The sequence below is a fragment of the Ahrensia sp. 13_GOM-1096m genome (genome assembly GCF_000620605.1).
Classification (GTDB): domain Bacteria; phylum Pseudomonadota; class Alphaproteobacteria; order Rhizobiales; family Rhizobiaceae; genus Ahrensia; species Ahrensia kielensis.
On record NZ_KK211156.1, the window covers coordinates 210,464 to 223,388 of the forward strand.

Genomic DNA, 12,925 nt, shown 5'->3' on the forward strand with positions numbered 1-12,925 from the left:
ATTGTTTTACTGTTTGACGAAAGGCTCTAAGCGGGTTCGCGCCCGATGACAAGGCAGGCATTTTGTCCACCAAATCCAAATGAGTTGGATAATACGCGTTTCACATCAGCATCGCGCTTCTCATTTGGCACCGCATCCACTTCAAGAGCCGGATCTGGATTGAGATAATTGATGGTAGGCGGAAGAACGCCGTTGCGAATTGTAAGCAGTGAAAATACGGCTTCAATTGCGCCTGCGGCTGTCAATGTATGGCCAATCATTGATTTATTGGAGGATATTGGTGTCCCGCCAAGTCTATGGCCAAAAATAGATGTCAGTGACATGCACTCCATCTTATCATTTTCAGGCGTGGATGTGCCGTGCGCATTGATATAGTCAATTTCGTCTGGCGTTACGCCTGCATCGTCAAGGGCGGCACGAACGGCAGCAATGGCTGGTGATCCATCTGGTTTTGATCGCGTGCGGTGGAAATCGTCGGCGCATTCGCCGCAGCCTTCCATAATGCCCAGAATTTTTGCACCACGTGCTGTGGCAGCTTCCAGTGTTTCAAGAACCAGTGCGCCTGCACCTTCTGCCATGATGAAACCATCGCGGTCTTTAGAGAAAGGCTTGGAGGCTTTTTCTGGTTCGTCATTTTGTGTTGAAAGCGCTGAAAGCAGCGAGAAACGAATAAGTGCTTCGGCTGTCACGGAACCATCAGTGCCAATAGCGATTGCGCGATCAGTCTCGCCGCGGCGAAGGGCTTCAACACCTGTTTGAATAGCCGTTGCGCCCGAAGCGCATGCTGTTGACAATGTGACGGGAAGGCCGCGCGAACCAATACGATCCTGCAAGCGGCGCGCTGTTGCCGCAAATTTAACCGATGCTGAAAACGAAGGATGTTTACTTGATTTTGCTGCGAGAAGCAGGCGGTCATAGCTTTGAACACTCGGTGTAAGCTCAGCGCCTTCAGCGTTTAATTGAAAGCGGTGTTGCCATTCAAGTTCAACGGGCGGTGCGGCAAGGAAAAGTTGGCCGCCAAAATCGCTTGTCGAAATGCCTGCTTCGTCGATGGCTTCAATGGCCGCAGCTTCCGCTAATGTATAGGTGAGGGCGGCAGAGCCTTCTTCTGGCGCCGTCATAAAATCGACAGTGCCAGCGATTGTTGTTCGCAAATGATCTTGCGGGAAGCGGGTAATTTTGTGGATGCCTGAAACGCCGTTTGTGAGCTTATCCCAGTTATCTTTTTTGCCGCGTCCAAGTGACGAAACAACGCCAGCGCCTGTGATCGCAATGATTGGGCGACCATTTTTATCGGTGAACTTTGACATTATGCTTTGCCTCCGTTCGCAGGTGTTAGAAAAGCTGCGCCTTCTGCGTCTTCATATCCAAGGCTTAGCACGCCAACACGCTCTGGCTTTTGGCTGATGGCAACCTCAAAGCGGCTATCCATTTGTTCAATTGGTTTTTCGTGATGCAGGCTCAAAGCGGCCAATGCGATGGCGAAGGGAAATTGTACTTCGCGCATATGACCAACGGCTGAAGCAACGCCGCGTACTGGCACGGCTTTAAGCGTTGAATTTAGAAATTCTTTTTCAATTTCAGTGCGTTGCTTGGCGCCAGATGCTGCTGAAATGATGTAGCTTGCATTTGCTAATTTTGTCGCATTGCTAATTCCGCTTAAGCGTTCAGCGGTTGCAGCTTGATCTGATTTGCCTTGATCGGCCTCAACGCTTTCTAGGGTCGCATAAATACGAGCGCCGCGCGCTTCGGCATGGCTACGTGATTCCAAAACGAGGAAAGTGCCGCCAGAACCGGTTATTAGGCCGCCGCCATCACTGTCTTCACGTTGCCAAACAGACGTCCAGCCATCGCGCTTTAAGTGATGCTCGATTTCATATCCAAGCAACATATCTGGATGCTCAGCGTTGAACGAAGCGCCGACAAGCGCATGTGTGCCCTGACCTGAGCGAATGCGGGCCGCAGCAGTGCGCACGGCAGAAATGCCTGCGCCTTCCTCACCCATGAAGGTGCGTGAGGAGCCTGTTACTTTATGCACAATGGAAATGTTGCCAGCTAACAGATTGGAAAGCTGGGCTAGAAATAGTGTTGGACGCAGTTCTGTCGTCAATTTTTCATTGACGATAATATTCGTGTCCGTTTCACCTTTGCTTGCTTCTGCAAGGATCATCGTGTCGACATCAACGTCGCGCTCACCGCCTGCGGCAGCAACAATCATATCCATTGTCGACGTAAATTCGGGGCTGTCCTTTAGGCCGGCATCATCAAGTGCCAAACCGGCAGTGTAAGTGCCGATGCGTTGCCACGCTTCCATTTGGCGTTGGTCGCGCCTAGAGATTTGCTCTGCCCAATCGATTTCGGGCAGAGGGTGCACGGTGTAGGGCGCAAATTTTTCACTATTAAATACAGGCGCAGCGCCTGATGAAAAATTGTCCCAGTTTTGCTGAGCGCCTACACCCAGTGCCGAAACCATTCCGATACCGGTAATTACAACGTCACGACCGTCCATGTTCTGTTCGTTCATGGTTGACCCTCCGGCTATCGAATTTTCATTTCAAGTAAATAGATTTTGTCAATTAAGCAGATTTTGCCGCGACGAGTTCGTCAATTTTACCGCAAAGATTCTTCAACACGAAATATTCTTCGGTTGGAACTTTGCCGTCATTGACATCCTGCGTCCACTTTTCAAGCGGAATTTTAATGCCAAATTCTTTGTCGATAGCAAAAACGATATCAAGGAAATCAAGGCTATCAATGCCGAGATCATCAATCGTGTGGCTTTCTTCTGTAATTGTTTCGCGGTCAATTTCACTTGTATCCGCAATAATGTCTGCCACTTTGTTAAACGTGTCTGCCACGGTGTTATCCTTCTGATTTCATATGCACCGCGAATGTTCCCCGCGCGCCTACTTATTGTTTTGGTTGCCGCGTATCTAAACGGTTTCGCGCGCAAGTAAAAGACTCAAGACGACTTTCTGGTCGATCAATCCAAAGTTCATTGACGCATCTAATGATTGCCTTACAAGGATGCAATTAAAATAATCTGCAAAAATGCCTTATCTGGCGGGAGAAAATGCTATGTCTACCGGTAATCAGTTCCTTCGCGAAGAAAATTACATCAATGGCGCTTGGCTTGCTGCTGATAATGGGCAAACCATTGCTGTGAATAATCCAGCAACGGGGGCGACCATTGGAACTGTGCCGGATTGTTCGACGGCAGAGACTGAGCGCGCGATTGATGCGGCCGTCGAAGCCTTTAAGACATGGCGTAAAACCACTGCGCTTGAACGTGCCAATATTTTACTGAAAATGCATGATCTGGTTTTGGAAAACCAAGAAGCATTGGCACAATTATTGACGATGGAGCAGGGTAAGCCAATTGCGGAAGCACGGGCTGAAGTTGGTGGTTCTGCTGCTTATTTGCGTTGGTTTGCAGAAGAAGGCCGCCGTGTTTATGGCGATCTTGTGCCCAGCCCGATTGCTTCGCGCCGTTTAATGGTGATGAAGGAGCCTGTGGGAGTTGTTGCCGCGATTACGCCTTGGAATTTTCCATCGTCGATGATTCCGCGCAAGCTTGGACCGGCATTGGCCGCAGGCTGTACGATCATCATTAAACCATCAGAATTTACACCCTATTCCGGTATCGCTTGGGGGCTGATTGCAGAGCAAGCGGGTGTTCCTGCCGGTGTTGTCAATATTCTGACTGGCGATGCTGCTGCTATTGGCAAGGCGCTGTGTGCAAGCGAAGCGGTGCGTAAGATCAGCTTTACTGGATCGACGCGCGTTGGCAAAATATTGCTTTCTCAATCTGCCGATACGGTCAAAAAAGTGTCGATGGAGCTTGGCGGTAATGCGCCATTTATCGTGTTTGATGATGCGGACATTGATGCCGCTATCACAGGTGCGATTGCTGCAAAATTTAGAAATGCAGGACAAACATGTGTTTGTACGAACCGTTTTTACGTTCAGGCGGGCATATATGACAGCTTCGTCAAGAAATTGACTGAAGCAGCTGGCGCAATGAAAGTTGGCGAAGGCAATGAGGATGGTGTGGTTCAAGGACCGCTCATCAATGATGCAGCACTTGCGAAAGTTGAAGAGCTGGTTGGCGATGCCGTTGAAAAGGGTGGTGACATCACCGTTGGCGGTAAACGCCATGAACTTGGCCAGACATTCTTCCAGCCGACCGTGATTGCCAACGCAACGCAAAATATGCGGTTTTCAAAAGAAGAGATTTTTGGCCCTGTAGCGCCCGTATTCAAATTTGAGAAAGAAGAAGAAGCGGTTGCGATGGCCAATGATACTATTTTTGGTCTTGCGAGCTTTGTTTATACGCAAAATCTTGGGCGTGCATGGCGCATGATGGAAGAACTCAAATACGGCCTCGTTGGCATTAATGAAGGCGTGATTGCTACGCCAGAAGCGCCATTTGGTGGATTAAAACAATCTGGCCTTGGTAAAGAGGGCGGCCATCAGGGCATTGATGATTATCTTGATGTTAAATATGTCGCTGTTGGTGGTTTGGGAATGTGATGCTTGAGGCAGCAAATATAAAAGACTGGGGAACGACAAAAAGTGGTTCTCCGGTCAAAAAAATCACATTGCATAATGGCGCTCTTACCGCGTCAATAATCACTTATGGCGCAGTGGTTCAGGATTTGCGCCTCCAAGGGCACAATGCACCGCTCGTTCTTGGTTTTGATAGGCTAGAGGCTTATGAAAATAACCGTGTCTATTTTGGTGCAATTATAGGGCGCTGCGCAAACCGAGTGTCAAACGGCACCTGCACGATTGAGGGTCGCGAATATCAACTGGAGCGCGCAGAAGGCGAAATTCATCATTTGCATGGCGGCCCTAATGGTTTTTATAGCAAATGTTGGGACATTGTTGAGATCAGCGAAAGTGCCGTTAAACTTCAGCTTGTAAGTGAAGATGGAGAGGCGGGCTACCCAGGAAAACTTATCGCAACGTGCACTTATCATTTAACTGATGACAATGCGCTGAGTATTAAACTTGAGGCGCAAAGCGACAAAGCAACGCTCTGCAATCTTACTAATCACAGCTATTTCAATCTTGAAGATGGTGGCAGTAATGATGTTAGTTTGCACCGTTTAAGGGTGGATGCGGAGCGCTATCTTGTGCCGGATGACACGCTTGTTCCAACCGGTGAGATCGCTGACGTCAGCCAGACTTTATATGATTTTCGTGTGTTGCGTCCGATTGGCGACTTTAAAAATTATGACCATAATTTTTGTCTTGCCGATACGCGCCGCCCGCTGACTGAAGTTGCGCGCGTGTCTGCGCCTTCTTCCGGCGTGGAAATGGATGTTTTAACAACAGAGCCCGGTGTTCATTTCTATGCAAGTCGGGGCTTATCTGTTTTAGATACTGGTTTGGACGGCCGTGCTTATGAGCTCGGGGCAGGTATTTGCCTTGAAACGCAAATTTGGCCAGATGCCATAAATAATGCTGCTTTTCCGACTTCTGTGTTGAGGCCCAATGAGGTGCTTACTCAGCACACAATATATAGGTTCTCTAAGGTGAGTTAAGAGGCGAAGCCAATTCGAGGTTGGTTTATCCAACTTGGTGCGACTTCATCGCTGGTGTTGATCGGTTGACCATAAAATATGTTTCATTTACTCCACTTTCCAGCGAGAAATTATAGTTCTTCAATTTAAGTTGGTACTCAGTTGGGTCGTTTTTCATTTAAAGCAGCTGTCGGCCTGTTTGCCGGACTTTGTTTGGTGCCGATTATTGCGGTCGCCATTTCAGCGTTAACGGGTACATTTGATACATGGGCGGGGCTGGCAACCACCGTCATGCCGCGCTTTATTTGGGCAACGGTTCAGCTTATCTTTTTCGTAGGCCTTGGTTCTGCGGTTATTGGCACGTCAACGGCGTGGCTTGTTACAACTTGCCAATTCCCCGGCCGCAGACTGTTTGAGTTTTTATTGGCTTTGCCGCTTGCGTTTCCCGCTTATGTTTTGGCTTACGCCTATACGGATTTATTGGACCATCCCGGCGCCGTACAGTCCTTGCTGCGTGATATAACCGGATGGGGGCCGCGCGATTATTGGTTTCCTGAAGTGCGCTCTTTGGGCGGTGCAGCGCTTATGTTGATGTTTGTGTTGTATCCTTACGTGTATTTGCTCGCACGCGCTGCATTTTTGCGCCAATCGCCGACGGCATATCTTGCCGCGCGAACACTTGGCCATAGACCATGGTCTGCATTTTTACGTGTTAGTTTGCCCGTTGCGCGCCCAGCAATCGCTGGCGGCGTTATTCTGGTTTTGATGGAAACTGTCGCTGATTTTGGAACCGTTGCGCATTTCGGTGTGCAAACATTTGCGACAGGTATTTATCAAGCGTGGTTTTCGATTGGTGATCGGTCTGCAGCTGCTCAGCTGGCATTTTGTCTGTTGATTGTTGCTCTGTTTTTGGTCTTTCTGGAAAAAGCGCAGCGCGGCGCTGCAAAACATCATGAGGCAGGTAAGCGTGTCGAGGCCATGGCGCCGCATCACTTGAAAGGCTGGCAGTCTTTCTTTGCTTTTGTCATCTGTGTGGCACCGATTCTTTTTGGTTTCCTCATTCCATTGATCGTTTTGACACAAATGGCGATTGAGTCAGGCCAAAACCCATTCACATCGCGCTATGTGCATTTCATTGCCAATTCGCTCACCGTATCGTCGATTGCAGCGGTGTTTACAGTCATTGGTGCTGTTTTGGTCGGTTATTGGTCGCGGCTTTATCCAAGCTGCTGGGCCGAGCGGTCCAAAATGCTGGCAGGGCTTGGCTATGCTATTCCAGGCGGCGTGATTGCGGTTGGCTTGCTCGTGCCAATGGCTGCTTTCGACAATGCGCTTGATGCGTTTTTGCGGGAGAAATTTGATATTTCCAGCGGCTTGTTGCTGTCAGGTTCAATCATCATTTTGATTTTCGCCTATGCCGTGCGGTTTATGGCGGCAGCGCTTTCTGCGTTTGATACGGGCATGAGCGCGATTAAACCGAATGTTGACGCGGTGGCACGCTCGCTAGGCGCAAATAGTATGCGCATGTTCTTGAAGGTGCATCTGCCGCTCATGCGCGCCAGCCTTCTGACCGGTTTGTTGATCGTCTTTGTTGACACAATGAAAGAATTGCCAGCAACGCTTATTTTGCGGCCTTTCAACTTTGACACACTGGCTGTGCAGGCCTACCGGCTTGCTTCTGATGAGCGTCTTGCGCAAGCCGCTGTCCCATCGCTGATCATTGTCGCGTTTGGGCTGCTGCCCGTTATCATTTTGTGTTTCACAATCGCGGGTTCTCGGCCACGCCACCACAGTGAAATCTCACTGCCGATTGTGGGCAAGGCAAACAAAAAACCCGCGACCGAGGCCGCGGGCTAAAGCTAGCTTAATTGAAGGGTGCCACCTTCGAATTTGGCGTGCTTATTTGTAACCGACAGTGTTGTAGATTTCCTGTGCTTCGGCTTGGTTGGTGCCGAGCTCAGACAGGTTCAACTCATCGGCTTTGAACTTACCTAGTTTTATAACAGAGGCTGATTTTTCAACGCCTTCGACAACTGGAAATTCATCATTGCCTGCAGCGAAATAATGCTGTGCTGAATCAGATGCGAGATATTCCAAGAATTTTACCGCATTTTCTTTGTTAGGCGCGTTCTTCAAAAGGCCAGCTGCAGAAACATTAACATGTGTGCCGTTGCCGTCCTGATCAGGGAAAACCCAGCCGATCTGATCGATATCAGCAGAAAGATCTTTTACTTCTGTGCGCATAGCACGTGCGAAGTAATAAGAGTTAGCCACAGCGATATCACATTCACCTGAAACAAGACCGCGAAGCTGGTCTGTGTCACCGCCTTGAGGCTCACGCGCTAGGTTGTCTTTAAGACCTTGAGCAAATTGTGTTGCTACTTCTGCACCATCGTGGGCAATGCGCGATGCCAAAAGTGACAACATGTAGATATTAGAAGATGAACGTGTGCAAATTTGACCTTTGTATTTTGGGTCAGCCAAGTCAGCATAAGTCTGTGGTGGTTCAGAAACGCGATCTTTCGAGTAGAAAATCATGCGTGCACGCGTTGAAAAGCCAAACCAATGGTTTTCAGGGTGCTGAAGTGCTGCAGGAATACGCTTTTCTAGCTCTTCGCTTTCAACGGCTGCAAAAAGATCAGCTGATTCTGCGCGCCAGATACGGCCTGCATCAACCGTTAATAGAATATCTGCAGGACTATTTGCGCCTTCGCTTTTCAAGCGTTCAATCAACTCGTCGGCTTTGCCTTCAATACGGTTGACTTTGATGCCTGTCTGCTCTTCGAAATCGCCATAAAGCTTTTCGTCAGTGTCATAATGGCGTGATGAGTAAAGGTTTAATTCGCCATCTGCGAATGCCATCTGGGCAGTTCCTGAAAGGGCGGTTGCTGCAGTGAGTGCAATAAGGGCGGCTTTAGCGAAAGTCATGACTATTCCTTTTAACTTGATTTATTTTGTCATGTTTTATTGTCGACCCAATTGCGTGTCAATAAGGTCAAGAATAAAACTTGACGAAAGAAGTAAGTTTTTCTGGAAACTTATGCTTCGGGTTGCTATTTAAGTTGTGGAGACCATTTTAATGAAGCTTACAAAACAAACTGATTACGCATTTCGCATATTGATGTTTTGCGCATCAAGTGGCGGTCGGCTAAGCCGTATTGCTGATATTAGCCGCGTTTATGGTGCGTCTGAGCCATTCCTGTTTAAGATTTTACAACCGCTTGTTTCAGCGGGAATCATCGAAACAGTCAGAGGGCGTAATGGCGGTATTCGGTTGGCAAGGCCTGCTTCTGAAATTAAGCTGGGTGAAATTGCACGTCTTACCGAAGAAAATTTTACAATTGCTGAATGCTTTGAGCGTGAAGATACAGATTGTCCGCTCATTGATAATTGCCGTTTAACATCTGCTTTGCGTGAAGCGATGAACGCTTTCATGGCGGTTTTAGATAAGTATTCTGTTGATGATTTGGCCAAGCCAAGTGCTGCGGTCATTACATTGCTGGCGATGATGGACGAAAAGCCACAGGTTAATCGTCAGCCTTGACGAATTGCTCATAAAATTTCAAACGATTTATCTTTAGAGCTTGTAGCATTGTGCACCTTTTGTATGTACGCATTATTGTTCGTGCAGATTTAGGGTGCCGTTGTCATTTAGAGAGCGAACACGCGCGTTAAGCATGGAATTAAATTGCTGCGTTGTTTGAAGTTTGGGAGAAAAGTATGGGCGAGTATATTCTAGCCATTGATCAGGGAACGACATCGTCACGCGCGATTGTTTTCAATAAAGACCAAAGCATTGCCGGTGTAAGCCAAAAAGAATTCACGCAGCATTTTCCAAAATCTGGATGGGTTGAACACGATCTGGAAGACATTTGGGAAGGTGTTGTCGAGGTGTGTCACACCGCGATGAAAAACGCGAAAATTGACGCTTCAGATATTGCTGCAATCGGTATCACTAACCAACGCGAAACCGTTGCGATGTGGGATAAGAAAACCGGCAAGCCAGTTCATAAAGCAATTGTTTGGCAAGATCGCAGAACCGCAGATATGTGCGATGATCTGAAAAAAGCAGGGCACGAACAAACATTTACAAAGAAAACAGGCTTGTTGCTTGATCCTTATTTCTCAGCCACCAAAGTGGCTTGGATGCTCGATCATGTGCGCGGACTGCGCAAGAAAGCAGAAAATGGTTCTGTTTTATTCGGCACAATTGATAGTTTTCTGATTTGGCGACTCACAGGCGGTGACCGTCATGTGACAGATGCAACCAATGCTGCACGCACAATGATGTTTAATATTCGCACCCATAAATGGGACGCGAAGCTGCTCGAAATTCTCAATATTCCTGCTGCCATTTTGCCTGAGGTGCTGGATTGCCAGGCAGATTTTGGCACCGCACATGCGGATATTTTAGGCGCTGATATTCCGATTTACGGTGTTGCTGGTGACCAGCAAGCCGCGACCATTGGCCAAGCTTGCTTTGAGCCGGGAATGTTTAAATCTACCTATGGAACAGGTTGCTTTGCACTGCTTAATACAGGCACAGACGCAGTAACATCCAAGAACCGTTTGCTGACGACCATCGCCTATCGTTTGGATGGCAAAACGACCTATGCACTGGAAGGCTCGATCTTCATGGCTGGTGCCTCTGTGCAGTGGCTGCGTGACGGTTTGCAAATTATTGACGAGGCCAATGCCAGCGGCAAGCTGGCTGCCGAGGCTGACCCTGAACAAGAAGTTTATCTTGTGCCGGCCTTTGTTGGCCTTGGCGCACCGCATTGGGATGCTGATGCACGCGGTGCAATGTTTGGCCTGACCCGTGCGACAACGGCTAAAGAGATTTCTAAAGCGACGTTGGAAGCTGTTTGTTATCAAACGGCTGACCTTTTGAACGCTATGCAGAAAGACTGGAAGGGCGCTAAAGCTGCCAAGACAACGTTGCGTGTTGATGGCGGAATGGCGATGTCGGATTGGACTATGCAGCGATTGTCAGACCTTTTGAATGCGCCTGTTGATCGCCCGATGGTGCTGGAAACAACGGCGCTCGGTGTTGCTTGGCTCGCCGGTTCGCGTGCAGGCATTTGGCCTAATCAAAAAGGTTTTGCAAAAACGTGGAAACGCGATCAACGCTTTAAACCAAAAATGAAAGAAGCCGAACGCACGCGCAAATTGGCAGGCTGGAAAGACGCGGTCGCACGCACTTTGACGGTTCGATAATGGCGCGCGTTACACTTTTGGGCACAAAGGGCGGTCCGGCGATTTATCCCACTGAAAACTTGCGCCTCCCTGCGTCATCTCTGCTGGAGATGGGTGGGCAGGCGATTGTTGTTGATTGTGGGCTCGGCGTTACACGCGGCATTGTTAACACAGGCCATTCCCTGAAATCGCTTAGCACAATTGTGATTACGCATTTACACTCAGATCATTATCTTGAGCTTGGCCCTTTGCTTCACACGGCTTGGACCGCAGGATTGCAGGCACCCGTAGCCATTTGGGGTCCAAAGGGCATTGATACTTATTGGCAGGCGTTTTTAGCGTCGATGGCCTTTGATATTAATTTGCGCATTGAGGATGAGGGCCGTGTCGATTTGGCCTCCTTGGTCACGATCCATGAGCTTGCTGAAGGCGAGATTATGCTTGGTGATCTGTCTATGCGTAGCATTTTAAACTGTCATCCGCCGATTGAAGAGAGCTACGCTTTGCGGTTTTCAGATGGCAGTAAGTCTATTGTTTTGTCTGGAGATACGGCGCCATTTCAAGCATTTAATGCCTTTGTTGATGGCGCTGATGTGCTGGTTCATGAAGCGATGATGAGCGAAGGTGTTGAGCGCCTTGCAGCGCGGGTCGGCAATGGTGCGCGCCTAAAAGAGCATTTGTTTGCCAGCCATACGGATGCATCCGATGTGGGCAAGCTTGCGAAAGATTGTCAGGTGCAGGTGCTTGCACTTAATCATCTTGTGCCCGTCGATGATCCTTTGATCACGGATGAAACATGGACAGAGGCTGTACGGTCATCTAGCTATGACGGTGACCTACACATTGGCCAAGACGGACTGGTTATCGATTTTTGAAATATAAGCTCCTGTCACACCGTGTCATGATGCTCTGTTTCATTTTGTTGAGGTCTGCTGGGTGCTCTGATAAAGCGTGCGCATAGAGTTCAAATTTGCGGCACGAGTCGCACTGTTTCTGGATAATAAATATGTTTCGTTTTGCCGTCATCTTGGGATTGCTTTCGGCTGTTGGGCCTTTAGCAATTGATATGTATCTGCCTGCGCTGCCTTTAATTGAAGCGGGGCTGGGCGCAGATGTGACAGCTGTACAGGCATCACTAACCGTTTATTTTATTGCATTTGGTGTGGCTCAACTGTTCTTCGGCCCTTATTCTGACCAAGTTGGCCGGAAGAAACCTCTTTACATTGGGCTGGCTATTTTTGCCATTGGATCAATCGGCTGCGCTCTTGCGCCAACGATTGGCTGGCTGCTGGCTGGACGCTTTGTGCAAGGTATTGGCGGTGCTGTTGTTATGGTTGTGCCGCGCGCTATTATTCGCGACCAGTATACAGGCACCCAAGCAACGCGCCTCATGGCATTGATCATGATGGTGATTAGCGTGTCGCCAATGCTTGCGCCCTTGGCTGGTAGTGTCCTTATGGAGGTCGCATCGTGGCGCGGCATTTTCTGGGCGCTTGCTGTGCTCACCCTTGCAAGCCTTTCATTGACGCTTTTCGCTTTGCCTGAAACGCTTGCTCACGACAATAAAGTGCCTGTAAATGTTACCTCACTGATGCGCGGCTGCGGTATTCTTCTGCGTGATAAGAAGTTCATGGGGCTGACATTTATTGGCGGCTTTGGCATGGCGAGTTTTTTCGTTTTTCTTGCCAATGCTGCATTTGTTTATACGTCTGAATTTGGTCTTTCGCCTGTTCAGTTCAGCCTTGCTTTTGCGGTCAACGCTCTTGGCTTTTTTAGTAGTTCTCAGCTTGCGGCTAATCTTGGCGAAAAGTTTGGCATGGAGAAGGTTGTTGCAACGGCGACGTTCGGGTTCCTGGTATTTACCGCTCTCTTGTTAGGCTTGGTACTTGCTGGATTTGGTACATTGCCAGTTATCGTGGGCGTATTGTTTCTCGCCAATGCTTGTCTTGGACTTGTTGTACCATCGACAATGGTAATGGCGCTGGACGATCACGGCGACATGGCTGGGTTGGCATCGTCGCTTGGTGGCACGTTGCAGATGGTTGCTGGCGGTCTCATGGTCGTGCTTGCTTCACCGTTCTTCGACAATACGGCACTGCCAATGGTTGCAGCGATTGCGATTTGCGCCGTTGTGGCCTTCGTTCTCACACGTCTTGTACTCAATAAGAGTGATATTGCCGTCACGCCGGCTTGAGTAAGTC

11 protein-coding genes are annotated in these 12,925 nt (G+C 48.8%); 7 read left to right on the forward strand and 4 right to left on the reverse strand.

Annotation, left to right across the window (positions count from 1 at the left end; translation table 11 throughout):
* Positions 1 to 26: 26 nt before the first annotated feature.
* From N530_RS0114780 to N530_RS0114790, 3 genes are read right to left on the reverse strand one after another with little or no spacing between them, the layout of a single operon-like run.
* A complete protein-coding gene (locus tag N530_RS0114780; protein ID WP_026481326.1) occupies positions 27 to 1,310 on the reverse strand; it encodes a beta-ketoacyl-ACP synthase in 1,284 nt (427 codons plus the stop codon).
* Positions 1,310 to 2,524 carry a beta-ketoacyl-ACP synthase gene (locus N530_RS0114785; protein ID WP_026481327.1) on the reverse strand — a complete coding sequence of 405 codons (1,215 nt, stop codon included), beginning with the start codon at positions 2,522 to 2,524 and terminating at the stop codon, positions 1,310 to 1,312. Before N530_RS0114785 ends, N530_RS0114780 begins: the two co-directional genes overlap by 1 nt.
* Positions 2,525 to 2,576: 52 nt before the next feature.
* On the reverse strand, positions 2,577 to 2,858 hold the full coding sequence (locus tag N530_RS0114790) for an acyl carrier protein (RefSeq protein ID WP_018688296.1): 282 nt from the start codon (positions 2,856 to 2,858) through the stop codon (positions 2,577 to 2,579).
* A 220-nt stretch (positions 2,859 to 3,078) separates the two neighbouring features.
* Here N530_RS0114790 and N530_RS0114795 point away from each other — a divergent pair, with 220 nt between their 5' ends.
* From N530_RS0114795 to N530_RS18320, 3 genes are all read left to right on the forward strand, one after another.
* Positions 3,079 to 4,533 carry an NAD-dependent succinate-semialdehyde dehydrogenase gene (locus N530_RS0114795; protein WP_026481328.1) on the forward strand — a complete coding sequence of 485 codons (1,455 nt, stop codon included), beginning with the start codon at positions 3,079 to 3,081 and terminating at the stop codon, positions 4,531 to 4,533.
* Positions 4,533 to 5,549, forward strand: coding sequence for an aldose epimerase family protein (locus N530_RS0114800; protein WP_026481329.1), 1,017 nt, complete (start codon positions 4,533 to 4,535; stop codon positions 5,547 to 5,549). Before N530_RS0114795 ends, N530_RS0114800 begins: the two co-directional genes overlap by 1 nt.
* Positions 5,550 to 5,690: 141 nt before the next feature.
* Positions 5,691 to 7,385, forward strand: a complete 1,695-nt coding sequence (locus tag N530_RS18320) for an iron ABC transporter permease (protein WP_035267272.1) — start codon at positions 5,691 to 5,693, stop codon at positions 7,383 to 7,385.
* A gap of 42 nt (positions 7,386 to 7,427) precedes the next feature.
* On the opposite strand, the gene N530_RS0114810 is transcribed toward N530_RS18320, so the two are convergent.
* On the reverse strand, positions 7,428 to 8,456 hold the full coding sequence (locus tag N530_RS0114810; RefSeq protein ID WP_026481330.1) for a Fe(3+) ABC transporter substrate-binding protein: 1,029 nt from the start codon (positions 8,454 to 8,456) through the stop codon (positions 7,428 to 7,430).
* Positions 8,457 to 8,607: 151 nt separating this feature from the next.
* On the opposite strand from N530_RS0114810, the gene rirA reads away from it, so the two are divergent.
* From rirA to N530_RS0114830, 4 genes are all read left to right on the forward strand, one after another.
* Entirely contained in the window at positions 8,608 to 9,072 is a 465-nt protein-coding gene (rirA, locus tag N530_RS0114815) for an iron-responsive transcriptional regulator RirA (protein ID WP_026481331.1), read from the forward strand.
* A 176-nt stretch (positions 9,073 to 9,248) separates the two neighbouring features.
* A complete protein-coding gene (gene glpK / locus N530_RS0114820; RefSeq protein WP_026481332.1) occupies positions 9,249 to 10,745 on the forward strand; it encodes a glycerol kinase GlpK in 1,497 nt (498 codons plus the stop codon).
* Complete coding sequence (locus N530_RS0114825) at positions 10,745 to 11,599, forward strand: MBL fold metallo-hydrolase (RefSeq protein ID WP_035267274.1); 855 nt, start codon at positions 10,745 to 10,747, stop codon at positions 11,597 to 11,599. The genes glpK and N530_RS0114825 overlap by 1 nt, the downstream gene beginning before the upstream one ends.
* Positions 11,600 to 11,730: 131 nt before the next feature.
* Complete coding sequence (locus N530_RS0114830) at positions 11,731 to 12,918, forward strand: multidrug effflux MFS transporter (protein WP_035267276.1); 1,188 nt, start codon at positions 11,731 to 11,733, stop codon at positions 12,916 to 12,918.
* The last annotated feature ends 7 nt before the right edge of the window (positions 12,919 to 12,925 follow it).